Here is a 24,558-nt window from a genome sequence, read left to right as displayed (position 1 = left end):
CATTTTATTGGGGCTGCATCAAAATGGGGCAAAAATGAGCGGCATCCACGGATGCCGCCTCGCGCCGCGCCGCCCGCGCGCTCACTGCTGGATGGGCGGCGTGTTCTCGCGCACCTTGCGGGGCCGTCCGCGCGGCAGCGGCGACACGCGCCGGTTCGCGGTGCGCGCCGCCCATTCGCGGTAGGTTTCGCCGCCGAGCACCCAGCCCTTCAACGTCGCCTGCTGGAGCTGATCGGCCTGACGCTCGTCGAGCGGCTGCTCGCACAGCTCCTTGTACGCGCGCTGCCGCTCGAACGGCGTGTTGCCGAGCGCCCAGTAGAGTGGGTGGTCGGTGATCAGGCTGTCGACGGTAAGGCCGACGTGATGCCGATAGCTCGACCAGCGGTACGCGTCCGCGCTCGTCACGAGCTGCGCGCGCACCGGGCTCATCTCGACGACGCGGCTCGCGAGCAGGAAGTAGCGCTCGCCCTCGATGACGGTCGCGCGATAGCGCCCTTCCCACAACGTGCCGCGCCGCGAATAGCGCCGGTTGAAATGCGCGACGTAGCGACGGCCGACGGCCTGCATCGCCTTCGGCAGGCTCGCCTCGTCGCTCGGCGTCACGAGGAGCTGGACCTGGCGCGGCAGCAGCACGTATGCGTGCACCGCCAGATGATGATCGCGCGCCGCCGCCTTCAGGCAATCGATGAATAATTCGTAATCCTGGTCGTCGACGAACGCCGGTTGCTGATCAAGGCCGCGTAGAATCACGTGCTGCGGCTGATCAGGTACGTAAAGTCGTGCTAGCCGTGCCATGCTGAATGTCCATTTGATCGCGTTAGGAAATACCCGAAGGCTCGTATAAGTGCGTCCGCGCCAAAGCCCGCCGCGGTGCGGGAATACGTACGGTCGTGCGAATTCTAGGGAAAACGCTCTAGCTTACAACTCTGTCCTGTTTGAAACACCGTCGTCATAATGAGCACGCCTTTTATCGGAGGAGACAAAGGATGAAACAAAAAATGGCCATTACGGGGGCCGTCGCGCTCGCTTTCGCGGCAGCCGCGAGCACGGCGCACGCGCAATCCGCAGGTAGCTTCTACGTCACGACCGGCTGGTTCCATCTCGCGCCTCAAGACAGCAGCGATCCGCTCAAGGTCATGAACGTCGGCGGCACGCCGGTCAATCACGAGGTGCCCAACACGGGCGCGGGCATCGACAATGCGGACACCATCGGCTTCGCCGCCGGCTACTTCGTGACGGATCACATCGCCACTGAATTGGTCGCCGGGATCCCGCCAAGGTTCAATCTGAACGGCAAAGGCTCGCTCGAACAGTTCGGCGTGCTCGGCCATGCTTACCAATGGAGCCCGGCGCTCCTCCTCAAGTACTACTTCAACGACGCGAAGGCGAAGTTCCGGCCTTACGTCGGCATCGGCGCGTCGTACATCTGGTTCACCGGCGCGAAGATCACCAACAGCGCATTCGAGCGCGGCGCGCTCGGCGGCCCGACCAGCGTGCAGACCAGCAATCAGTGGGCGCCCGTTTTCAATGCAGGCTTCACTTACAACTTCACCGATCACTGGTTCGGCGGGCTGTCGGTGTCGTACATCCCCGTCAGCCTGACGGCCACGCTGACGACGCAGCGCCCGACGCCGATCGGCACGCTCACGCAGACCTCGCAAGCGAAGATCACGCTGAATCCGATCGTGACCTACCTGAACATCGGCTACCGTTTCTAAGCGTAGTCGAATATTTGGGGAATGGTTAATTCCGCTGCAATTTGTAGCGGAATTTTCTTGAGGTTACGAGGCGGCCATCACCTCTTGCTCCGGCGGGGCCCCGCCGGAGCGGTTTCGTTCGCGCGTTGCGCGCAAACCGTCGGTTTCATCCTTCCCAGCCGGCGAGGCCCGGGCCAATCAGGTCGATCCGGTCCGTGCAGACGAGATCCACGCCCCAATCCGCAAGTTCGCGCGCCCGCACGGGATCGTTCACCGTGTACGCGAGAATGCGCAACCCCGCCGCTTTCACGTCGCGCACGAGCGCCTCGTTGAATTGCGCGTGATGCGCGTGCAGCGAGACGCAGCCGAGCCGATGCGTCTGCTCCAGCCAATCGGCCGGGATCTCCTCATACAGCATCCCGCGCGGCAGCTCCGGCGCGGCCGCGCGCGCCGCGCCGAGCGCCTGCGCCGAAAACGACGACAGCAGCGGCGGCACGGCGGCGTCGCGCCACAGCGCGGCCGCCTCCACCGCGACGACGCGGCCCGTCTCTTCGTCGCGCGCCGGGCACGGCTTGATCTCGACGTTCGCCATGAGGCCGAGCGCGGCGCACCGTGCTGCCGCCTGCGCGAGCGTCGGCATCCGCTCGCCGGAAAAACGCGCGTCGAACCACGCGCCCGCGTCGAGCGCCTCAAGTGCCGCGTAGCGCAGCTCGCACGCGGCCCCGGCGCCGTTCGACGTGCGCTCGACCGTGTCGTCGTGCAGCAGGAACGCGACGCCGTCCGCCGACAACTTCGCGTCGAATTCGACCATCGAGTGTCCGTAGCGCGCGCCCGTGTCGAGCGCGGCGAGCGTGTTCTCGGGAGCCAGCGCGCCGCCGCCGCGGTGCGCGACCACGCGCGGATAAGGCCAGGCTTGCAGGATCGTCATCGCAGTCTCGTCGGAAGCGGTGGACCGGTGGACCGGTGGATTGTGAACTCGGCCGATCGAATCAGCCGGCGCGCTTGCCCGTCTCCGGATCGAAGAAATGCAGATGCTGCGCAGGCAACGCGACGGGCAGCGTCTCGCCGCGCGCCGGACGCAGCGCGTGCGGCAGCCGCACCGCGACGTCGCGCGCGCCCCAGCGGCCGTGCGCGAGATTGTCCGCGCCGAGCAGCTCGCACGAATCGACCGCGAGCGTCGCGGGCGCGGCGCCCGGCTGCGGCGTCATGTGCTCGGGCCGCACGCCGAGTATCCATTCGCGCCCCGGCGCGACCTCGCCGCCCACGCCCGCGGCGCCCGCTACCGGCAGCCGGGGGCCGCCGTCCGCAACCTCGAACGTCGCGCCGTCTTCCGACAGCCGCCCGTGCAGCAGGTTCATCGCGGGCGAGCCGATGAAGCTCGCGACGAACGTCGTCGCCGGCTTCTCGTACACGTCGACGGGCGCGCCGATCTGCTCCGCGTAGCCGCGATTCATCACGATCACGCGCTGCGCGAGCGTCATCGCCTCGATCTGGTCGTGCGTCACGTAGACGCTCGTCGTCGCGAGCCGCGCGTGCAGCCGCTGGATCTCGAGGCGCATCTGCACGCGCAGCTTCGCGTCGAGGTTCGACAGCGGCTCGTCGAACAGGAACACCGCCGGCTCGCGAACGATCGCCCGCCCCATCGCGACCCGCTGCCGCTGCCCGCCCGACAGCTCGCGCGGCCGCCGCGCAAGCAGCGGCCCGAGCTCGAGGATCTGCGCGGCCGCCTGCACGCGCGCGTCGATCAGCGCGCGCTCGACGCCGCGAATCTTGAGCCCGTAGCCCATGTTCTGCGCGACCGTCATGTGCGGATACAGCGCGTAGTTCTGAAACACCATCGCGATGTCGCGATCCTTCGGCTCGAGCGCGTTGACGACGCGCCCGCCGATCGCGATCTCGCCCTCCGTCACCGTCTCGAGGCCGGCGATCATCCGCAACAGCGTCGATTTCCCGCAACCCGACGGCCCGACGAGCACGACGAACTCGCCGTCGGCGATGTCGACGTCGATCCCGTGCAGCACGTATTGCGCGCCGTCGTAACTTTTCCTGACGCCCTTCAAGCTCAGCGCGGCCATGCTCCGACATCCTCCAGATTGCGTTTCATTTTTCCGAATCGACGAGACCGCGCACGAACCAGCGCTGCATCGCGAGCACGACGACGAGGGGCGGCAGCATCGCGACGAGCGTCGCCGCCATCACGAGATGCCATTCGGTCGCGGCGTCGCCGCTCGCGATCATCGACTTGATGCCGACGACGGCCGTCGTGAGCGACGCGTCGGTCGTGATCAGGATCGGCCACAGATACTGGTTCCAGCCGTAGATGAAGGTGATCACGAACAGCGCGGCGATGCTCGTCTTCGACAGCGGCAGCACGACGTCCCAGAAGAAGCGCAGCGGCCCCGCGCCGTCGATGCGCGCGGCGTCGACGAGCTCGTCGGGCAGCGTCATGAAGAACTGCCGGAACAGGAAGGTCGCCGTCGCCGACGCGATGAGGGGCAACGTGAGGCCCGCGTAGCTGTTCGTCAGATGCAGCGTCGACACCACCTGCACGGTCGGGAAGATCCGCACCTCGACGGGCAGCATCAGCGTGACGAAGATCAGCCAGAACGCGGCGTTGCGCAGCGGAAAGCGGAAATAGACGATCGCGTACGCGGACAGGATCGACACCGCGATCTTGCCCGCCGCGATCACGAGCGCCATCACGATGCTGTTGACGAGCAGCGTGCCGAACGGCGTCGTCATGCCGCCGCTGCCGCGCTGCCAGATCGACGTGACGTTCTCGACAAGATGCGTGCTCGGCACGAGCGAGAGCGGCACCGTGAACACCTCGCGCGCGTTCATCGTCGCCGCGCAAAAGCCGACGTATACCGGAAACACGATCACGACGATTCCGGCGATCAGCACCGCATGGCAGAACAGGTCGAAGCCCTTGCGATTTTCGATCATGCGTATTGCACCCTGCGTTCGACGAAGCGGAACTGGACCACCGTCAGCGCGACGACGATCGCCATCAGCACCACCGATTGCGCGCCCGAGCTACCGATGTCGAGCCCCTGGAAGCCTTCCGCGTAGATCTTGTAGATCAGCGTCTTCGTGCTCTGGCCCGGGCCGCCCGCGGTCGCGGCGTCGATCACCGGGAACGTGTCGAAGAACGCATAGACGAGATTGACGACGAGCAGGAAGAAACTCGTCGGCGACAGCAGCGGCAGCGCGATGTGGAAGAAGCGCCGCACGGGGCCCGCGCCGTCGATCGCGGCCGCCTCGATCAGCGAGCGCGGAATCGCCTGCAGCCCCGCATAGAAGAACAGGAAGTTGTAGCTGACCTGCTTCCACACCGACGCGATCACGACGAGCAGCATCGCCTCGCCGCCGTTCAGCGCGTGATTCCAGACGATGCCGGCGCGCGCGAGCACATACGTGATCACGCCGATGCTCGGGTTGAACAGGAACGCCCACAGCACGGCGGCGATCGTCGGCGCGACCGCGTACGGCCAGATGAGGAGCGTGCGGTACGCGCGAGCGCCGCGGATCACGCGATCGGCGCACGCGGCGAGCAAGAGCGACACGACGAGCCCGCAGACGGTCACGCTCGCGCTGAACACGAGCGTCGTCTTGAACGATTCGACATAGAGCGGATCGGCGAACAGGTGCGCGAAATTGGCGAAGCCGACGAACTCGCTCGACGTGCCGAACGCGTCCTGCATCTGCGTCGACTGCCAGAGCGCGACGCCCGCCGGCCAGAGGAAAAAGATCGCGGTGATCGCGAGCTGCGGCGCGACGAGCAGGTACGGCAGCGCGCTCGCGCCGAAACGGGAATGGGGTGTCATCAGCAGGATTCCGAACGGACGGAAGTCAGACGAATGCCGCCGGGCGCGGCCGCCGGCGCAACCGGTTCGCTCGCGAAACCGCACGCGCGAAAGGGCCGCGCCGGCGACGACGCACGCCGGCGGCGCAGGCTCAACCGCCCGACTTCTCGAAGCGGCGCAGCAACTCGTCGCCGCGCGCGGCGGCCGAATCGAGCGCCGCCTTCGGCGTCTTCTTCTGCGCCCACACCTGTTCGAGCTCCTCGTCCACGATCGTGCGGATCTGCGGCATGTTGCCGAGCCGCAACCCCTTCGTGTACGGCAGCGGCGGCTTGTTCATCATCTGCTTGATGGCCGTGTCCGCGCCCGGATGCTTCGCGTAGAAGCCCTGCTCGCGCGCGAGATCGTACGCGGCCGTGGTCACGGGCAGATAGCCCGTGTCCTCGTGCCACTTCGCGGCGACGGCGGGCGAGCTCAGATACGCGAGGAACTTCGCGACGCCCTTGTACGTGCCCGGGTCCTTGCCCGCGAGCACCCACAGGCTCGCGCCGCCGATGATCGCGTTCTGCGGCGCGCCCTTCACGTTCGCGTCGTACGGCATCATCCCGGTGCCGAAGTCGAACTTCGCGTACTTGTGGACTGTCGCCAGCGCGCCGGACGAGGTCGTCATGATCGCGCAGTCGCCGCTGTAGAACTTCGCGGTCGCCTCGTCCTTGCGGCCGACGTACGTGAACGTGCCGTCCTTCGCCATGTCCTGCAGGAACTGGATGTGCGCGATCTGCTGCGGCTTGTTGAAATCGAGCGTCGCGTCGGCGCCGTCGAAGCCGTTGTTGCGCGTCGCGAACGGCAGGCCGTGCCACGCGCTGTAATTCTCGAGCTGAATCCAGCCTTGCCAGCCCGTCGTGTAGCCGCACGCGTAGCCCGCCTTCTTCAGCTTTTCCGCGTCGGCCTTCACGTCGGCCCACGTCTTCGGCGGCTGGTTCGGATCGAGGCCCGCCTTCTTGAATGCGTCCTTGTTGTAGTACAGCACGGGCGTCGAGCTGTTGAACGGCATCGACACGAGGCGCCCCGTCTTCGCGTCGCTGTAGTAGCTCGCGATCGTCGGCACGAACGCCTTCTCGTCGAGCGGCACGCCCGCCTGACGGAACACGTCGGACACGGGCAGCACCGCCTTCTTCGCCTGCATCATCGTCGCCGTGCCCACTTCGTACACCTGCAGGATCGCCGGCGCGTTGCCGCTGCGGTACGCGGCGATGCCAGCCGCGAGCGCCTGGTCGTAGGTTCCCTTGAAGACCGGCACGATCTTGTAATCGCTTTGCGACGCGTTGAACTGCGAGGCGATCTCGTTCACGCGCTCGCCGAGCGCCGCCTCCATCGCATGCCAGAACTGGATTTCGGTGGCGGCGCACGCCGCCTGCTGCGCGCCGAACCAAAGCACGCCCCCGCACGCGAGCGAACGAACCAGCGTCTTGTATTTCATGGACCTCTCTCCTTTTCTCCTCAGTCCGGACAACGCGCGCCGCACCACCGCTGCGCCCGCGCCGGACCCGGCAAGCCGGACAGTCTAGTTTTCGTCTATGACAAACAAGCGTTGATACTCTTTCAGGGCGAAACGATCGGTCATGCCGGCGATGTAATGCGCGACGAGGCGCGGTTGCTGCGCGGCGTCGGCCGCTTGGTAATCGGGCGGCAGCAGGCGCGGGTCGCTCGTGAACGCGTTGAAGAGGCCGGTGACGACCCGCTGCGCCTTGCTCGCCATCCGCATCACGCGATAGTGGCGGTACAGGTTCTTGAACAGGAAGCGCTTGAGCGCCGCCGCCTGCGCGGCGATCCGCTCGCCGTGCGCGACGAGGGGCGGCGCCGCGCGCACGTCGTCGAGCGACGACGGCGCGTGCCGCGCGAGATTGCGCGTGGTCGCGTCGATCAGATCGACGATCAGCGTGTTGATGATCCGGCGCACCGTCTCGTGCACGAGACGGCGGCCTTCGAGATGCGGATACTCGGCGAGCGCGGCTTCGTAATGGCCCTGCCACAGCTCGACTTCGGCGAGCTGCTCGATCGTGATGAGGCCCGAGCGCAGGCCGTCGTCGACGTCGTGATTGTTGTAAGCGATTTCGTCCGCGATGTTCGCGAGTTGCGCCTCGAGCGACGGCTGCCGGCCCTGCAGAAATCGCTCGCCGAGTTCGCCGAGCCTGCGCGCGTTCTCGCGCGAGCAATGCTTGAGAATCCCTTCGCGCGTCTCGAAGCACAGATTCAGGCCGTTGAACGCGCCGTAATGCTCTTCGAGCTCGTCGACGACGGCAAGGCTCTGCAAGTTGTGCTCGAAGCCGCCGTAGTCGCGCATGCACGCGTTGAGCGCGTCCTGCCCCGCATGGCCGAACGGCGTGTGGCCGAGATCGTGCGCGAGCGAGATCGCTTCGACGAGGTCTTCATTCAGGCGCAGGTTGCGCGCGACGGAACGAGCGATCTGCGCGACTTCGAGACTATGCGTGAGACGCGTGCGGAACAAGTCGCCTTCGTGGTTCACGAACACTTGCGTCTTGTATTCGAGGCGCCTGAACGCGGTGGAGTGCACGATGCGGTCGCGATCGCGCTGGAACTCGGTGCGCGCGGCGGGCGGCGGTTCGGGATGGCGCCGGCCGCGCGACTGCGACGCGTGCGCCGCATACGGCGCGAGATGCGCTTCGAGCGCGGCGGTGGTCGGCGCGGCGACGGGAATCGCCTGCTCGCCGCCCGCTTGCGAGGGCGGCGCGTCGCGGGTGTCGCGCGGGATGCCGCCGGGTATTTCGCTCACCGTGTCGTGTCCTCCACGTCAAATGCGCCGGATCGGCCCGCTTCGCGTTACTGGGTAGCGGCCGCCAGTGTCGCGAATACGGCGTCGTCCGACGCCTGGGTAATGATCGTCTCGCCAAAGCGCGAGAGCAGGATGAACTTGATCGCGCCCGCCTCCGCCTTCTTGTCGACGCGCATCAGCTCGACGTAGCGCGCGTCGCCGAGATCGGGCGCGCGCGTGGGCAGGTGCGCGGCCTCGACGACCTTGCGCAGCCGCGCGCGCGACGCTTCGTCGAGATGGCCGGTGCGCACCGACAGATCGGCCGCCATCACCATCCCGCAGCCGACCGCCTCGCCGTGCAGCCACTCGCCGTAGCCGAGCCCCGCCTCGATCGCGTGCCCGAACGTGTGGCCGAAATTGAGGATCGCGCGCAAGCCGCCCTCGCGCTCGTCCGCGGCGACGACGCTCGCCTTGATCTCGCACGAGCGCTTGACCGCGTGCGCGAGCGCATCCGGATCGCGCCGATTGAGCGCATCGACGTTCGCTTCGATCCAATCGAAGAATTCCGCGTCGGCGATCGCGCCTGTCTTGATGATCTCGGCCACGCCCGCCGCGAGCTCGCGATCGGGCAGCGTCGACAGCGCGCCGATGTCGGCGATCACCGCCTGCGGCTGATAGAACGCGCCGATCATGTTCTTGCCGAGCGGGTGATTGATGCCCGTCTTGCCGCCGACCGACGAATCGACCTGCGACAGGAGCGTCGTCGGCACCTGGATGAACGGCACGCCACGCATGTAACACGCGGCCGCGAAGCCCGTCATGTCGCCGATCACGCCGCCGCCCAACGCGATCAGCGTCGTCTTGCGGTCCGCGTGCTGCTCGAGCAGGCCGTCGAAGATCAGATTGAGGGTTTCCCAGTTCTTGTACGCCTCGCCGTCGGGCAGCACGACGGTCGACACGCGCTTGCCGAGCGGCGCGAGCGCCGCGCGCAACTTGTCGCCATAGAGCGGATCGACGGTCGCGTTCGTGACGATCGTGACCGACGCGCCGGCGATATGCGGCGCGAAGAGTTCGGTGCGGCCGATCAGATCGGCGCCGATGTGAATCGGATAGGCGCGCTCGCCCAGGTCGACGTTGACGGTAATCATGCTTGTATTGGCTTGGCGACGATGCCCGCCATCTCGAGCTGCATCAGCACCATGTTGACGAGCCCGTTGACGGATGGACGGCCGGTTTCGATGACGAAGTGCGCGCATTCGCGATAGAGCGGATCGCGCGCCTCGTACAGCGCTTCGAGCTTGGCTTTCGGATCGTCGGTTTGCAACAGCGGGCGGTTCTTGTCCTTGCGCGTGCGCAGCCAGAGGTCGTGCGGATTCGCGCGCAGATAGACGACGAGGCCGCGCTCGCGAAGCAGCTTGCGGTTCTCGGCACGCAGGATCGCGCCACCGCCCGTCGCGAGCACAATGTTCTCGCGCTGCGTGAGCTCGGCGATCATCTGCGCCTCGCGCTCGCGAAAGCCCGTCTCGCCTTCGAGCTCGAAGATGACCGGTATGCGCGCACCCGTGCGCGCCTCGATCTCGTGATCCGAATCAAAGAATGGCCTGTCGAGCCGGCGCGCGACCGCCCGGCCCACGGTGGTTTTACCCGCCCCCATGAGCCCGACGAAAATTACGTTCACGTGTGGGTCCCGCGCTTGCAACGGCGTCCTCTGCTTCAATGAGTGTGTCGCGCAGCTTACTGGCAAAGCGCCTGCCTTGTCGAGCCTGGCTCCCATGGGGTTCAGGGCCCGATCACGACGGTCGGCGTAATGTAGACGACGAGTTCGCTGCGCTGCGCGCGCTGTGCTCGGTGCCTGAAAAGCGCGCCCAACACCGGTATTTTGCCCAAGAGCGGCACCCGAGTCACATCGTCGCGGTCGTCGCTCTCGAAAATCCCCCCGATCGACACGGTTCCGCCGTTTTCGACCTCGACACGCGTCTGCACGTGCTTCGTATGAATCGCGGGGCCGGATGCGGTCTCCTCGCCGATGCTGTCCTTCGCCACGTCAAGATCGAGAATCACACGCCCGTCGGGCGTGATCTGCGGCTCGACTTCGAGCTTGAGCGTCGCACGCCGGAACTGAACGCCCGACACGCCGTTGCCGACCTTCGCCTGGTACGGCAGCTCGGCGCCCTGCTCGACGACGGCCTTGGTCCGGTCCGCCGTCACGACGCGCGGGCTCGACACGATCTGTCCCCGCCCCTGCGACTCGAGCGCGCTCAGCTCGACATCGAGCAGGCGGCTCGCGCGCGCGGCGAACAGCGTGAGGCCGGCAGTGGCGGCGTCGAATCCGCCGATCGGCCTTGCCGTGAGGTCGGCCAACGTGCCGCCTCGGCCGGCGACGACACCCGTCGCGCGGTCGCCCGCGTCGGGCGCACGCAGCGCGAGGCGCGCGCCGAGATTGCGCGAGAACCCGCGGTCGCCCTCGACGATCCGCGCTTCGATCAACACCTGTCGCGACGGCGTATCGAGCTGGCCGATCAGATCGGCGATTTGCGCGAGACGCCCGGACATATCGGTGACGAACAGCAGATTCGTCCGAGGATCGGCCAGCACCGAGCCGCGCTTCGACAAAATCCGCTGCCCGGCCGAGCCGGCAAGCAGGCGCTGCACATCGGCCGCTCGCGCATAACGGAGCACGAAGCTGCGGCTCGAAAGCGGCTCCAGCTCCGCGGCGCGCGCGTGCGCATCGAAACGCAGGCGCTCACGCTCGGCGAGCTCCGCGACAGGCGCAATCCATATCACGCTGCCGCGCCGCGCCATCGCGAGACCGTGCGCATCCAGGAGCGCGTCGAACGCGCTGCGCCAGCGCACATCGTTCAAACGCAACGACACTGTTCCGCGCACGCGCTCGCTGACGACTATATTGAGGCCCGTGAATCGCGCGAACGCGTCGAAGACCGCGGCGAGGCTCGCCTGTTGCAGATTGAGGGAAATCGGGCGATCGTCGTCTGATTCGGCAGCGACATCGTGAGGAACCGTCGCGGCATCGGCGCTCGGCGGCGGCGGCGGCGGCGACGGCGAACGGCGCTCGTCGCTCATTCGCTGCTCGGGCGAGAGCGGGATGGGCGGCCCTTCCAGCGCGGCGTCCGCCGCTCGTGCAGAACCCGGCGCCCGTCCGCTTGCCGATGCGACGCCGGCCGCGGCCGAATCAGCCGGCGCCTCCGCTCCGGCTGCGGACGTGCCGGCCCGCGGCGCATCGTCGGCGAATTCGCCCGTTGGCTCGCCCTCGCCGCCCATGTCCGGCAGCGATGCCGCCGCGGACGTGCTCGCGAAGTCGTTTCGCCATGTCGACACGGCAACCTCCGGCAACGGCGCACGGCCGGCAGCACCACCCGGCATGCTCGCCGACCACCCGACAGGCCCGCCTGCGGGCAGAGGCGGCAACGACGCGGCGGCCGCATCCGCCGCTCCGATCGCACACCCCACCAAAAGTAGAGCGAATCCGCGCATCATCCCGTCGCTCCGCCTACCGTCATCTCGCGACGCCCGCCGCCGTGCGTCGCAAGCGTGACGCCGTCGGCGCGAAGCCGGGCGAGACGCCCGCCGCCGATCAACTGCCCTGGCGCGACGGACCACGCGGCATCGCCGCGCTCGAATAGCGCAAGCCCGCTGCGCCGATCGCGCATCACGCCGACGAGCCGCGCGGCGTCGGCTGCGTCTTCGGCCGCCAGCATCGGCATCGCGGCAAAAGGATCAGCGAGCGGCGCCTCGCGCGCATCGGCAGGCCGCTCGTCGCCACCGCCCGGCAATGCCGGCCACACGTCGAGCGTTGCGTCCAGCATCGTGGCGCCGCCGTCGCGCTTGACGCTCGACGCGACCGGCACCGCGAGCGCGGGCAGCGCAGCGAGCCCCGACAGAAAGCGGCACAGCGCGCCGAAGTCGCCTTCCGCGCTGATCGCAAATGCGTAGACGCCGCTGTCGTCACGCCCCTCGCCCTCGCCCGCGCGCGCGCCTTCGAGCCGTTCGAGCTTGCGCACCCGCAGCCCGCTCGCGTCCGCATGGCCGGCGAGCCGCAACGCGAAATCCGCAGGCGTCTGCCGTTCGCCCGGCAGGCGGCCGGCGCGCGCCGGCGACGCAGGTCGCGCGGACGGCTCGGCCAGGAGCCGCCGCGCGCGGGCTTCACGCGACGCGACCGCTTCAAGCGCCGTCCGGCTTCGTTCCACGCCGCCCCAGTCCGCGTCTCGGCCGACGTAAACACCCCACGCCAACACGCCGCAGGCGAGCGCCGCGCCCGCCGAAGCGCGCCACGCGAAACCCGACAGCACGTGCGAATCGGCCAATCGCCGCCAGGCGAGCCACGCCGCCGATCGTTCAGCCGACATGCTCACGCGCCCTCCCGTGCCGCCGCCCGTAGACGTGCCGCAACGCTCGCGACACGGCCATGCGTCACGCCGGGCCAGCGAATTCGCACCGAGAAAGAGAGCGACCGGCCACCGTCCGCATCGCGCCCCCACGCAGTTCTCACTGCCTGCAGCCCCGCGACCTCCATCGTCCAGCCGCGCCGTGCTGCGTCGAGCTCCGTCAGCCATCGTTCGGCCGATGCGGGATCGAGCGCGCTCGCTTCGAGCAACGCACCGCGCCCGTCGCAGCGGATCGAGCGCAGCCGCACGCCGTCGTAACGCAGTTGCCGAAGCGCATCGAACAGCTCGACCGTGCGCGCGCGCGGCCCGGCCCGCTCGGCAGCCAGCGCCGCGCGTTCGCGCTCGGCGTCGCGCAAGCGCGCCGCCTGCTCCGCTTCTTTCAGTTGCGGCGCCCAAGCGGCGAGCCGACGCTCCATCAGCGCACGCTGCGCATCGAAACGCGCGCGCTCGAACGTGCGGCCGACGCGCCAAAGCGCGGCGCCCGCGAGCCCCGCGCATGCCGCAGCCGTCAATTCGCCGAGCACGCGCCGCCGCGCCCGGCGGACATCGCGCGCCCGGTACGGCAGCAGATTGAAGCCGCCCAGCCACGCGCGCCGCATCCTCGGATCACGCGGCACCGCGCCGCTCGCGGTGCTCGGCGTCATTCGAACACCCCGCGCAACGCAAGCCCGAACGCCACGGCGAAACCCGGCGAGCGTGCAAACCCGTCGTCGACCGCGCCGAGCGGCCCGCAGGCCGCGCATTCGAACGGCAACACGATGCAGCCGAGCAGATCGCCGACGTCGGCAAGCGAGATCCGCGCGCCGCCGAGCCATTCCGGATCGCCGGCGACGAATGCGCAGCGCGGAGCACCGGCCCGGGCAAGCTCGCGCAGCGCATCCGCGAGATCCGCGTGCTCGGGCGCGGGATAGCGAATCTGCGCGGTGACCGCGCCAGCCGACACGAGCCAGCCATGCACACCGCTCTCACCGATCCAGACACCGAGATACGGCTCGCCTTCGTCGATCTCGCGCGCGGCAACATGGCGCATCGCCCGCAATGCGGCGAGCGGCTCGCCGTCGATCGCGACGAGTTCGATGCCGGCCGACGCGGCCGCCTCGATCCGCACGTCGAGATGCACGTGCGCCGCGGTCGCGAACGCCACCTCGCGCGTCGCGGCGGCGTCGTTGACGCACCAGTCGACCGCGAGCGCGTCGCGCGCGAGCCCGGTGAGCCGCTCGGCCGCCGCACGCACGGCAGGCTCGACGGCCGCCCCGGCTTCTTCGCGCGGCCACGCGAGCGTCGCGGTCGAGAATGCGCCGTCCGGCAGCGCCATCACGCCCGCGATCGTTCGCTGCGCGACGCCCGCCCGCCGCACCTGCGGCGCCCGGTCGAACGCCGCGGTCATCGCGGCGGCGACGGCCGTCCAATCGGCGTCGGCCGACTCGTCGAACACGCCGGCCGGCAACGGCTCCGCGTCGAGCGCCTCGAGCCGCACCGTGCCGCCGCGAGCGCGCCGGCTCAACACCGCGATCCGCACCGCGCGCCGGTTCACGTCGATCCCCGCCGCGAAGCGCCGGCCGATCGACCACCACGAACGTTGTTGCATCCCAGTCCTCCATGAGCGCGCCTCCCGTCGAGGCACGTTACGGAGCCATTTTGCGAAGCCGGCCGGCGCGCCGGGAGTCTGCCGAACGGCCAACGCGTGCGCCGTCGGGCCGCAAGCGCGCTACGATGAATCGTCGGCACGCCGCCCGGCCGCGGCGCGCCGGTTCCCATCCGGAACCCTTCCGGAGTCCGGTAAAACCGGGCGGCTATAATCGCGGGACTGTTTTTCTGGTATGCCTATGCAATCTACGAATCCTACGTCCCCGCCTCCCCCGCCCGAACCGCGCCGCCGCCCACTGTGGCTGACGCTCGTGCTCGGCGTCGCAGGCGTGTGCGTGGCGCTCGCAGTCTGCGCCGGGCTCGTGCTCGGCTACGCGCTCGTCGTCGCGTCGCCGAACATGCCGTCGCTCGACGCGCTGACCGACTACCGCCCGAAGGTGCCGCTGCGCATCTACACGGCCGATCACGTGCTCATCGGAGAATTCGGCGAGGAGCGCCGCGACATCGTCCGCCTGCAGGACGTGCCCGATTCGCTCAAGAAAGCGGTGCTCGCGATCGAGGACGCACGCTTCTACGAACACGGCGGCGTAGACCTGACAGGCATCATCCGCGCCGGCATCGTCGCACTGACGAACGGCCACGCGACCCAGGGCGCAAGCACGATCACGATGCAGGTCGCGCGCAATTTCTTCCTGTCGAGCGAGAAGACGTACACGCGCAAGATCTACGAGATGCTGCTCGCCTACCGGATCGAGCGCGCGCTCACGAAAGATCAGATTCTCGAGGTCTACATGAATCAGATCTATCTGGGGCAGCGCGCATACGGCTTCGCGGCCGCCGCGCACGCGTACTTCAACAAGGACCTGAAGGACGTGACGCTCGCCGAGGCCGCGATGCTCGCGGGCCTGCCGAAGGCGCCGTCCGCGTACAACCCGGTTGCGAATCCGAAGCGCGCGAAGGTCCGGCAGCAATACATCCTGCAACGGATGCTCGAGCTGAACTTCATCACACGCGAGCAGTACGACGAGGCGATCGCCGAGCCGCTCGTCATCAAGAGCGCGAGCCGCGAATACAGCGTGCACGCGGAATACGTCGCGGAAATGGTGCGGCAGATGATGTACGCGCAGTACAAGGACGAGGCATACACGCGCGGGCTGAACGTCGTCACGACGATCGATTCCGCAGACCAGACCCTCGCGTACCGCGCGCTGCGCAAGGGCCTGATGACGTACGACCGTCGTCACGGTTATCGCGGGCCGGAGGGCTTCATCGAGCTGCCCGCGAACGCGGACGACCGCGAGCAGGCGATCGACGACGCGCTCGTCGACCATCCGGACAACGGCGAGCTGATCGCGGCCGTCGTCACCGAAGCGAGCCCTCGACAGATTCGCGTCGTGTTCTCGAACGGCAGCGACGCGACGGTGAGCGGCGACGACCTCCGCTTCGCCGCGAGCTCGCTGTCCGCGAACGCGCAGCCGAACAAGCGAATCCGCCCCGGCGCGATCGTGCGCGTGTTCAAGAACGACGACGGCTCGTGGGCGATCGGCCAGTTGCCGCAGGTCGAAGGCGCGTTCATTTCGATCGTCCCGCAGGACGGCGCGATCCGCTCGCTGATCGGCGGCTTCGACTTCAACAAGAACAAGTTCAACCACGTGACGCAGGCCTGGCGGCAGCCGGGCTCGTCGTTCAAGCCGTTCATCTATTCGGCGTCGCTCGACAAGGGGCTCGGCCCCGCAACGATCATCAACGACGGCCCGCTCTACTTCAGTGCCGCCGAAACGGGCGGCCAGCCGTGGGAACCGAAAAACTACGGCGGCGGCTTCGACGGCCCGATGTCGATGCGCGTCGCGCTGCAGCGCTCGCGCAACCTGGTGTCGATCCGCATCCTGAACCACATCGGCCCCAAGTACGCGCAGCAATACATCACGCACTTCGGCTTCGACGCGGATCGCCACCCGGCCTATCTGCCGATGGCGCTCGGCGCGGGCCTCGTCACGCCGTTGCAGATGGCGGGCGCGTTCTCGGTGTTCGCGAACGGCGGCTTCCGGATCAATCCGTATCTGATCGCCGAAGTGACCGATCCGAGCGGCAACATGGTCGCGCGCGCGCAGCCGCTCGTCGCCGAGCAGAATGCGCCGCGCGCGATCGACCCGCGCAACGCGTACGTGATGAACAGCCTGTTGCAGAGCGTCGCGCAGCGCGGCACGGGCGCGCGCTCGAACGTGCTGAAGCGCACCGATCTCGCGGGCAAGACAGGCACGACGAACGATTCGCGCGACGCGTGGTTCGGCGGCTATCAGCACACGCTCGCGGCGATCGCGTGGATGGGCTACGACAGCCCGCGCAGCCTCGGCGATCGCGAAACCGGCGGCGGCCTCGCGCTGCCCGTGTGGATCGACTACATGGGCCCCGCGCTGAAGAACGTGCCGGAATACAAGATGCCGATGCCCGACGGCGTCGCGACGCTCGGCGGCGAGCTGTATTTCAGTCAGTTCACGCCGGGCCACGGCTTCGTCTCGACGGTCGGCGTGAACATGCCGGCCGCGCCGCCCGATTCCGCCAGCGTCGTGCCCGGGCACGTCGACGAGCAGGAGAAGCAGGACATCATGAACCTGTTCCGCGGCGGCAACTGAGCGCCGTTCGCCCCAAAGGAAAAAGCGGCCTTCGGGCCGCTTTTTTCTTGCCAAATGGGCTCGGCTCGGCCGCGCTCGCGCTCGATGCGCCGCCTTCGCCCTCCCGCCGACGCGCGCGTCACGCGCTGAACGTGACCGGCATCCCGGCCTGCTGGGTCGCGTAGCCCGTCAGCGCCGCGAATAACTCCTGGCCGCTGCGCGTATCGCGCCACGCGCCGTCGACAAACCGGTAATGGAAACCGCCCGCCTTCGCGGCGATCCAGACTTCCTGCATCGGCGGCTGCAGGTTCACGATGATCTTCGAGCCGTTCTCGAACGTGAGCGTGAGCACGCTGCCGTTGCGCTCGAGATCGATGTCGGCGTCGCCTTCGTTGGCTTCGTCGACCGACCGCTCGACGGCCGCCAGCACGGCCTCGGCCAGGGTCAGGTAATCGGTATCGGACATGCTAAACTCTATCGATTCAATTGTTTAGGGACGGTCATGCGTATCGTTTTCCAGATGAGCGCGATTGTAGCGGCTTTGGCGCTCGCGGGCTGCGGCCAGCGCGGCCCGCTCTACATGCCGGTCGTGCCGCCGCTGCCGCCCAAGCCGACTGAACAGACGCAGCCGCCGTCGGACGTGACGCCCGATGCGGAAACGGCTTCGGCGCGCGAGAACGGCGCATCCGGCGCCGCCGATGCGCCGCTCACGCTGTCGCCCGGCCTGTCGACGCAGCGCGCACCGAAGGCGGCCCCCGCGCCGAGCGCTTCTTCCGTCCAATGATCGATCCTAAATGACTCAAGCTGCATTTGACTATGTCGACGGCGCGCTCCACGCCGAGCGCGTCCGCGCCGCCGACCTCGCCGAGCGTTTCGGCACCCCGCTCTTCGTCTATTCGCGCGCCGCGCTGACGGCCGCCTACGAGGCTTACGCGAAAGCCTGCGCGGGCCGCCGCGCGTCGATTCACGTCGCCGTGAAGGCGAACAGCAATCTCGGCGTGCTGAACGTGTTCGCGCGGCTCGGCGCGGGCTTCGACATCGTGTCGGGCGGCGAACTCGCCCGCGTGCTCGCCGCAGGCGGCCGCGCACAGGATGTCGTGTTCTCGGGCGTCGGCAAGAGCGCGGACGAGATGCGCGCTGCGCTCGAAGCGGGCGTCAAGTGCTTCAACGTCGAATCGATTCCGGAGCTCGACCGGCTGAACGCGGTCGCGGCGTCGCTCGGCAAGCGCGCGCCCGTGTCGCTGCGCGTGAATCCGGACGTCGATCCGAAGACGCATCCGTACATCTCGACAGGGCTCAAGGCGAACAAGTTCGGCATCGCGTTCGACGACGCGCGCGCGACGTACCGCGCGGCGGCCGCGCTGCCGAACCTCGACGTCGTCGGCATCGATTGCCACATCGGCTCGCAGATCACCGAACTGAGCCCGTACCTCGACGCGATCGACAAGCTGCTCGACCTCGTGGAGCAGATCGAGGCGGACGGCGTGAAGATCCGTCACGTCGACGTCGGCGGCGGGCTCGGCATCACGTACGACGCCGAAACGCCGCCCGACATCGGCGCTTACGTGCGCGCGGTGCTCGAGCGCATCGACGCGCGCGGCCACGGCCATCGCGAAATCTGGTTCGAGCCGGGCCGCTCGCTGACCGGCAACGCCGGCATTCTGCTCACGCGTGTCGAATTCCTGAAGCAAGGCGAAGAGAAGAACTTCGCGATCGTCGACGCGGCGATGAACGATCTCGCGCGTCCGGCGATGTACGAGGCGTTTCACGCGATCGAGCCGGTGAAGCCGCGCACGGACGTAGCGGCGGCGGTGTACGACATCGTCGGCCCCGTCTGCGAAAGCGGCGACTGGCTCGGGCGCGAGCGCTCGCTCGCGATCGCGCCGGGCGATCTGCTCGCGATCCGCTCGGCGGGCGCGTACGGCTTCACGATGAGCTCGAACTACAACACGCGGCCGCGCGCGGCCGAAGTGATCGTCGACGGCGTGAACGCCTATCTGGTGCGTCCGCGCGAAACGATCGAAAGCCTGTTCGAGCGCGAGGCGGTCTTGCCCGACGGCCAGTAATCGAGAACCGGCTCGCTCGCGCGGCACTTCGACACTTCGACACTTCGGCGCTTCGGCACTTCGGCACTTCGGCACTTCGGCACTTCGGCACTTCGGCACTTCGGCACTTCGGCACTTCGGCCAATCGTAGCTTCGGCGCTTCGCTGAATCGCCAAGCCCGCGGCCTGTCGGGCCCGATCGGAAAAGGCGATGTCCAACCGGACATCGCCTTTCTTTTTGCGCGCCGCGCGATCCCGCCCACGGCGCTCGCGCGAATCGCGAATCCCGCGCGCCGAGCAAGTCTCGCTTACGACACGCGCCCGCCCACCCGGGCCCCACGCCACCGCTGCCGCGCCCACACGGCCACGCGCCAGCCGAGCAGCACGAGCACGATCGCGCCGTACAGCTTCGGCAGCACGAGATCGTGCTTGCCCGCCTTCATCCACCAGAAATGCAGGATGCCGAACGCGGCGATCGCGTAAATCGCCTTGTGCAGCGTCTGCCAGTGCCGGCCGAGCCGCCTCGCGATCGCGCGCGGAGATGTCGCGGCAAGCGGAATCAGCAGCATGAACGCGGCGAAGCCGACCGTGACGAACGGGCGCTTGACGACGTCCTTCGCGATGTCCATCACGTCGAACCACTTGTCGAACCAAACGTAGGTCGTAAAGTGCAGCACTGCGTAGAAGAACGCGTAAAGCCCGAGCATGCGCCGCAGCCGCAGCAGCGCGTTGACGCCCGTCAGACGCCGCAGCGGCGTGACGGCGAGCGTGATGCACAGGAACACGAGCGTCCAGAGCCCCGTCGAGCGCGTGATGAATTCGATCGGATTCGCGCCGAGCCGGTCGGTCATCCCGAAGAACACGATGCGCGCGAGCGGGTACAGCGATGCGACGAATACGGCGATCTTCACGGGCGCAAGCCAGCGCGGCGCGCCGCCCGCGCGGCCGGCGTCACGGCGCGGCGCGCGCCCCGGCGCGCCGGCGTTCGCGGTCGTCCCGGCGAATGTCGTGGGTTGCATGTCGTTCTCCATTCGCCGTACTCAGAAATATTTCTTCAGATCCATGCCGCGATACATCGACGCGACCCAATCGCCGTAGCCGTTGAACATCAGCGTCTTGCGCTTCGGCGTGAAGAAGCCGTCCTCGCCGATGCGCCGCTCGCTCGCCTGGCTCCAGCGCGGGTGGTCGACATTCGGATTGACGTTCGAATAGAAGCCGTATTCGTTCGGCGCGTACGTGTTCCAGCTCGTCGGCGGCTGCCGGTCGACGAAACGGATCTTCACGATCGACTTCGCGCTCTTGAAGCCGTATTTCCACGGCACGATCACCCGCACGGGCGCGCCGTTCTGATTCGGCAGCACCTGGCCGTAGACGCCCATCGTGAGCAGCGTCAGCGGGTTCATCGCCTCGTCCATCCGCAGTCCTTCCGAATACGGCCAGTCGAGGATCGGCGCGGACAGCCCCGGCATCTGCGACGGGTCCGCGAGCGTGACGAACTGCACGTATTTCGCGTTGCCGGTCGGCTCGACGCGCTTGACGAGCTCGGCGAGCGGAAAGCCGATCCACGGAATCACCATCGACCAGCCTTCGACGCAGCGCAGCCGGTACACGCGCTCTTCGAGCGGCGCGAGCTTCAGCAGCTCGTCGATGTCGTACACCTTCGGATTCCTGATCTCGCCCTCGACCGACACGCGCCACGGACGCGGCCGCAGCGTGCCGGCGTAGCGCGACGGATCGCCCTTGTCGGTGCCGAATTCGTAGAAGTTGTTGTAGGTCGTGATGTCCTTGAACGACGTCACCTTCTCCGGGACGACGAACTTCGGATTGGTCGGCGCGGCGAGCTTGCGCGCCTTCGGCTCCGGGGACGTGTACGCGGCGAGCGCGAGCCGGTGCGCGCCGACCAGCCCGCCCGCCGCGGCGGCGCCCGCCGCCTGCAGGATGCGCCGGCGGTTCTCGAACACCGCTTGCGGCGTGATTTCGCTGCGCGGGATGTCGTCGCCCGCAAGCATGGCGCGCAGCGTCTTCTTGATCAACATGTCGATGCTCCGTTCTGCCAGTCGGAGCGCGCGCCCCGACAAACCTTGGACCCAGTTCCGCACCGACCGTTTCGACAGCTTAGCGCTAAACGGACGGTACAAGAAAAAACCGCCGAGCACGCAGTGCGTCGGCGGTTATTAGTCGTTCGAGCGGCGCGGATCTTACAGCTTGCCGTAACTGTGCAGGCCGGACAGGAACATGTTGACGCCGAGGAACGCGAACGTCGTGACGAGCAGGCCCGTCAGCGCCCACCACGCGGCGACCGTGCCGCGCAGCCCTTTCATCAGACGCATGTGCAGCCACGCTGCGTAATTCAGCCACACGATGAGCGCCCAGGTTTCCTTCGGGTCCCAGCTCCAGTAGCCGCCCCAAGCCTCGGCCGCCCACAGCGCGCCGAGAATCGTCGCGATCGTGAAGAACGCGAAGCCCACCGCGATCGACTTGTACATCACGTCGTCGAGCACCTCGAGCGCCGGCAGCCGATCGGCGAGCACGCCGCGCTCCTTCACCAGATACGCGACCGCGACCATCGCGGACAGCGCGAAGCTGCCGTAGCCGATGAAGTTCGCGGGCACGTGAATCTTCATCCACCAGCTCTGCAGCGCGGGAACGAGCGGCTGAATCTGCTGCGCGTCGCGCGCGATCGAGTACCACATCAGGAAGCCGACGGCCGCGCTGATCACGAGCAGCACGAACGCGCCCAACGCGCGCGTGCCGTAGTGCCCTTCGTAGTACAGATAGAGGAGCGCGGTGATGAGGCTGAACAGCACGAAGACTTCGTACAGGTTCGACACCGGAATGTGGCCGACGTCCGAGCCGATCAGATACGACTCGTACCAGCGCACCATCAAGCCCGTGAAGCCCATCAGCACGGCGACCCACGTGAGCTTCTGGCCGATCGCGCCGCCCGATTCGGAGCGCGACAGCATGCCGATCCAGTAGAAGAGGGTCGCGAGCACGAAGAGCGCGCTCATCCAGAGGATCGCCGACTGGCTCGACAGGAAGTACTTGAGCAGGAATGCCGAATCGGCGCGCGCGAGATCGCCGTGATAGATCTGCAACGACAGCAGCGACAGCGCGGCGATCGCGGCCATCAGAAGCCGCGCGGGCTTCCAGCGCCAGCCGAGCGCGACGAGCGCGGGCACGGTGCAGATCAGCACGGCCTTGTCGTAGTAATCCATGTGCGCGTGGTACTGCGCGAGCGCGAAGCCCGCGCCCGCCACGAGCGCCAGTGCGAACAGCCAGTCGACGAGCGACAGGCGGCGCAGGAACGGCCGATCGTCGAAGAGCGCCCGCCCGGCCGCGTCGGAAGCGCGCGGCGCGCGGGATGGCGAAACTTGGGTCAGATCCATGATGTTACCGAGTCGAGTCCTTGGAACCGGCGCTGTCGGGCGCGCGGGAGGCAGGCGGCGCGCCGAGCGCGGCGCCGGCCGCGTCGCGCGTCTGCACGAATTCCTTTTCGAAGTCGAATGTCTTGCGCGCGGTGGACATCGCCATCAGCACGCTGACGCCCGCGCCCGTATCCTTGAGCCAGAACCAGAGGCGTCGCTCGCGCACGTAGAACATCGCGAAGATGCCGGCGACGAGCAGCAGGCTGCCAAGATACACCAGATTCTTGCCCGGCGCGCGCGTCAGCTGGAACACCGACGCCTGCACCTGCTTGAACGAATCGAGCTGCAGATAGACGGGCGCGCCGTACAGGAAACTGTCCGACAGCGCGTTGATCGCGTTCTGCACGAAGCGCACCGTGTCCTGCGTCTGCTGAACGGGCGGCTCGCTCGCGCGCTCGCGCGCGATTTGCCACACTTCCCACATCGAGCCCTCGAGCATCCGCAACAGCAGCGCGGCGGCCTTCTCCTTCTCGTCTTTCGGCACCGAACGGTCGATGAAGGTCGCGACCGCCTGGAAGCCGCCCACCGGATTGCCGTCGGCGCCGCGGCCGATGCCGCCGTCCGCGCCGGCGAAAAGGGTCAGGACGCGCTGCGCGCTGTCTTCGAGCCGGTCGCGCAACGCGGTATCGCCGGCGCTCAGCGAATGCTGCGCGAAGCGCCGCGCCGCCTCGGTGCGCGCCGCCGGGTCCTCGAGCGTCGCGCGCAGCCGCATCCATTCGCCGACGGTGTCGCGGCTGTCGGCCGGAATCCGCAGATAGCGGAACGGATCGTTCGGGCTCGCGCGCACGCCGGCGAGGAACACGCGATCGCCGCCCATGTCGACGGGCAGCATGTAATTGTTGAACTCGCGCGCCTGGCCGTCCTTGCCGCGCACCTTGTACTGGACCGACGGCCCGATGTTGTGCAGTTCGAGCGGCTTCGACGTCTTCGCGCCGGAGCCGAGCCGCTCGTCGAAGATCTCCTTGATCGAGCGGTTCGCCGCGACGCCGCGCGCGTCGGTCTTGCCGTTCGCGTCGGTAACGTTCTCGACGTTGATCGCGCGGAAATCGGAGAACTCGACGGTCTCGCCGTCGGCGCCCGCCATCGGCAGCGGCGCCGAATTGCCGATCGTGCCCTTGAACGGGAACGTCGCGGCGCTCGAGCCGGCCATCGGATACGCGGTCATTTCCATCAGCGAGCCGCCGTCCTGGAAGCTCGACTGATAGATCGACACGCCCTTGTACGTGAACGGCTTGTTGACCTCGACGCGCACGGGAATCCGCTTGCCGGTCTCGCGATCGACGACGACGATGTCGCTCGCGAAGAGCTTCGGCATGCCGGTCGAGTAGTAGTCGACGATGAATTTCTCGAGCTGGATCGAGAACGGCAGATCCTGGATCAGCGAGCCGGTCGGCTGATTGAGGATCGCGGTCGACACGTACTGGCCCTCCGGCACCCATGCGTAGCCGCGGAACGTCGGGTTCGACGCGGACAGCCGGTGCTCGGGCCCGATCTCGCTGATCGTCGCGCTCGAGTTGACGGGGCTCTTGCCGAACATCCACATCTGGAATTTGATCGGCAGGTTGCTGTCGAGCAGGCCGCCGATGCAGATCACGACGATCGCGAGGTGCGCGGCGATGTAGCCGAACTTCGTCAGCGCGCCGCGCTTCGCGGCGACGAGCGTCGCGCCGTCCGACTCGCGCACGACGTGCCTGTAGCCCGCCTTCGCGACGAACGCTGCGACGGTCTGCGTCGCGCGCGCGCGATCCCCCGAAACCGCGAATTCGGCCTTGTGGTGGAACGCGCGCAGGCTGCCTTCGCGGACCTTGTCCTTCCAGCTCTTCACGTCGGCGAGCATCTTCGGCGCGTTGCGGATCACGCACAGCGAGATCGACGCGACGAGGAAGATCAGGATCAGCATGAACCACCACGCGCTGTAGACCGTGTAGAGGCTGAGCGCGCGGAAGATGTCCGCCCAGAACGGGCCGAACTGGTTGACGTAGTTAGGGTACGGATCGTCCTGCGTGAGGACCGTGCCGATGATGCTCGCGATCGACAGGACGACGAGCAGCGCGATCGCAAAACGCATCGAGCTCAGCAGCTCGACCGCGCGCTTGACTGCGGACTGTCCCGCTCTCGACTGCAACCCCGACGTGGTAACGCTCATTCAAACTCCAACTCACAGCAAAAAAGGGCAAGGCGGCCGTGCTTCGACGGCGCCCCACCCTTTTC

At 67.7% G+C, this 24,558-nt stretch carries 22 protein-coding genes; 4 read left to right on the top strand and 18 right to left on the bottom strand.

The window, feature by feature from the left end; all coding sequences use genetic code 11:
• Positions 1-81 precede the first annotated feature (81 nt).
• Positions 82-795: a transposase gene (locus X946_RS17010; protein ID WP_004196743.1), complete on the bottom strand. Its 714-nt coding sequence runs from the start codon at positions 793-795 to the stop codon at positions 82-84.
• A 191-nt stretch (positions 796-986) separates the two neighbouring features.
• Between X946_RS17010 and X946_RS17005 the strand changes: the two genes are divergently transcribed.
• Positions 987-1,718 carry an OmpW/AlkL family protein gene (locus tag X946_RS17005; protein ID WP_038749704.1) on the top strand — a complete coding sequence of 244 codons (732 nt, stop codon included), beginning with the start codon at positions 987-989 and terminating at the stop codon, positions 1,716-1,718.
• Positions 1,719-1,863: 145 nt separating this feature from the next.
• Here the strand turns inward: X946_RS17005 and ugpQ are convergent, their stop codons facing one another.
• The 12 genes from ugpQ to pilM all read right to left on the bottom strand — a co-directional run bounded on the left by ugpQ (position 1,864) and on the right by pilM (position 14,264).
• Positions 1,864-2,625: a glycerophosphodiester phosphodiesterase gene (ugpQ, locus tag X946_RS17000; protein ID WP_038749702.1), complete on the bottom strand. Its 762-nt coding sequence runs from the start codon at positions 2,623-2,625 to the stop codon at positions 1,864-1,866.
• A gap of 61 nt (positions 2,626-2,686) precedes the next feature.
• Complete coding sequence (locus X946_RS16995; protein ID WP_038749700.1) at positions 2,687-3,772, bottom strand: sn-glycerol-3-phosphate import ATP-binding protein UgpC; 1,086 nt, start codon at positions 3,770-3,772, stop codon at positions 2,687-2,689.
• A gap of 25 nt (positions 3,773-3,797) precedes the next feature.
• Complete coding sequence (ugpE, locus tag X946_RS16990) at positions 3,798-4,643, bottom strand: sn-glycerol-3-phosphate ABC transporter permease UgpE (protein WP_038749697.1); 846 nt, start codon at positions 4,641-4,643, stop codon at positions 3,798-3,800.
• Positions 4,640-5,524, bottom strand: coding sequence for a sn-glycerol-3-phosphate ABC transporter permease UgpA (ugpA, locus tag X946_RS16985; protein WP_038749694.1), 885 nt, complete (start codon positions 5,522-5,524; stop codon positions 4,640-4,642). The genes ugpE and ugpA overlap by 4 nt, the downstream gene beginning before the upstream one ends.
• A 130-nt stretch (positions 5,525-5,654) precedes the next feature.
• A complete protein-coding gene (gene ugpB / locus X946_RS16980; RefSeq protein ID WP_038749692.1) occupies positions 5,655-6,980 on the bottom strand; it encodes a sn-glycerol-3-phosphate ABC transporter substrate-binding protein UgpB in 1,326 nt (441 codons plus the stop codon).
• 84 nt (positions 6,981-7,064) lie between these two features.
• On the bottom strand, positions 7,065-8,294 hold the full coding sequence (locus X946_RS16975) for a deoxyguanosinetriphosphate triphosphohydrolase (protein ID WP_038749689.1): 1,230 nt from the start codon (positions 8,292-8,294) through the stop codon (positions 7,065-7,067).
• 47 nt (positions 8,295-8,341) lie between these two features.
• The gene (gene aroB, locus X946_RS16970) at positions 8,342-9,421 is read right to left on the bottom strand and encodes a 3-dehydroquinate synthase (protein ID WP_038749685.1); all 1,080 of its coding nucleotides are present in this window, start codon (positions 9,419-9,421) and stop codon (positions 8,342-8,344) included.
• Positions 9,418-9,972, bottom strand: coding sequence for a shikimate kinase (locus X946_RS16965; RefSeq protein ID WP_060821402.1), 555 nt, complete (start codon positions 9,970-9,972; stop codon positions 9,418-9,420). The genes aroB and X946_RS16965 overlap by 4 nt, the downstream gene beginning before the upstream one ends.
• Before the next feature lie 80 nt (positions 9,973-10,052).
• Entirely contained in the window at positions 10,053-11,768 is a 1,716-nt protein-coding gene (locus X946_RS16960) for a type IV pilus secretin PilQ (RefSeq protein ID WP_059577374.1), read from the bottom strand.
• The gene (locus X946_RS16955; protein ID WP_038749720.1) at positions 11,765-12,577 is read right to left on the bottom strand and encodes a hypothetical protein; all 813 of its coding nucleotides are present in this window, start codon (positions 12,575-12,577) and stop codon (positions 11,765-11,767) included. Before X946_RS16955 ends, X946_RS16960 begins: the two co-directional genes overlap by 4 nt.
• Positions 12,578-12,639: 62 nt before the next feature.
• Positions 12,640-13,320 (bottom strand): hypothetical protein, encoded by a 681-nt coding sequence (locus tag X946_RS16950; protein ID WP_038749680.1) that lies wholly within the window; start codon positions 13,318-13,320, stop codon positions 12,640-12,642.
• Positions 13,317-14,264, bottom strand: a complete 948-nt coding sequence (gene pilM, locus X946_RS16945; RefSeq protein ID WP_038749679.1) for a pilus assembly protein PilM — start codon at positions 14,262-14,264, stop codon at positions 13,317-13,319. Before pilM ends, X946_RS16950 begins: the two co-directional genes overlap by 4 nt.
• A gap of 238 nt (positions 14,265-14,502) precedes the next feature.
• On the opposite strand from pilM, the gene X946_RS16940 reads away from it, so the two are divergent.
• Positions 14,503-16,896: a penicillin-binding protein 1A gene (locus tag X946_RS16940; RefSeq protein WP_081989679.1), complete on the top strand. Its 2,394-nt coding sequence runs from the start codon at positions 14,503-14,505 to the stop codon at positions 16,894-16,896.
• A 118-nt stretch (positions 16,897-17,014) separates the two neighbouring features.
• Here the strand turns inward: X946_RS16940 and cyaY are convergent, their stop codons facing one another.
• On the bottom strand, positions 17,015-17,341 hold the full coding sequence (gene cyaY, locus X946_RS16935) for an iron donor protein CyaY (protein WP_038749675.1): 327 nt from the start codon (positions 17,339-17,341) through the stop codon (positions 17,015-17,017).
• 36 nt (positions 17,342-17,377) lie between these two features.
• Between cyaY and lptM the strand changes: the two genes are divergently transcribed.
• On the top strand, positions 17,378-17,659 hold the full coding sequence (lptM, locus tag X946_RS16930; protein ID WP_038749673.1) for an LPS translocon maturation chaperone LptM: 282 nt from the start codon (positions 17,378-17,380) through the stop codon (positions 17,657-17,659).
• A 10-nt stretch (positions 17,660-17,669) separates the two neighbouring features.
• Positions 17,670-18,941: a diaminopimelate decarboxylase gene (gene lysA, locus X946_RS16925; protein ID WP_038749672.1), complete on the top strand. Its 1,272-nt coding sequence runs from the start codon at positions 17,670-17,672 to the stop codon at positions 18,939-18,941.
• A gap of 286 nt (positions 18,942-19,227) precedes the next feature.
• On the opposite strand, the gene msrQ is transcribed toward lysA, so the two are convergent.
• The 4 genes from msrQ to X946_RS16905 form a co-directional block, all read right to left on the bottom strand.
• A complete protein-coding gene (gene msrQ, locus X946_RS16920; protein WP_038749669.1) occupies positions 19,228-19,950 on the bottom strand; it encodes a protein-methionine-sulfoxide reductase heme-binding subunit MsrQ in 723 nt (240 codons plus the stop codon).
• Between the two features lie 9 nt (positions 19,951-19,959).
• The gene (gene msrP / locus X946_RS16915) at positions 19,960-20,955 is read right to left on the bottom strand and encodes a protein-methionine-sulfoxide reductase catalytic subunit MsrP (protein ID WP_038749667.1); all 996 of its coding nucleotides are present in this window, start codon (positions 20,953-20,955) and stop codon (positions 19,960-19,962) included.
• A gap of 162 nt (positions 20,956-21,117) precedes the next feature.
• On the bottom strand, positions 21,118-22,308 hold the full coding sequence (gene ccsB, locus X946_RS16910) for a c-type cytochrome biogenesis protein CcsB (RefSeq protein ID WP_038749664.1): 1,191 nt from the start codon (positions 22,306-22,308) through the stop codon (positions 21,118-21,120).
• Positions 22,309-22,312: 4 nt separating this feature from the next.
• Positions 22,313-24,493 carry a cytochrome c biogenesis protein ResB gene (locus X946_RS16905; protein WP_038749661.1) on the bottom strand — a complete coding sequence of 727 codons (2,181 nt, stop codon included), beginning with the start codon at positions 24,491-24,493 and terminating at the stop codon, positions 22,313-22,315.
• Positions 24,494-24,558 lie beyond the last annotated feature (65 nt).

The organism is Burkholderia sp. ABCPW 111, assembly GCF_000773065.1.
GTDB classification, from domain to species: domain Bacteria; phylum Pseudomonadota; class Gammaproteobacteria; order Burkholderiales; family Burkholderiaceae; genus Burkholderia; species Burkholderia savannae.
This window is presented reverse-complemented; position numbering and strand designations above follow the sequence as displayed.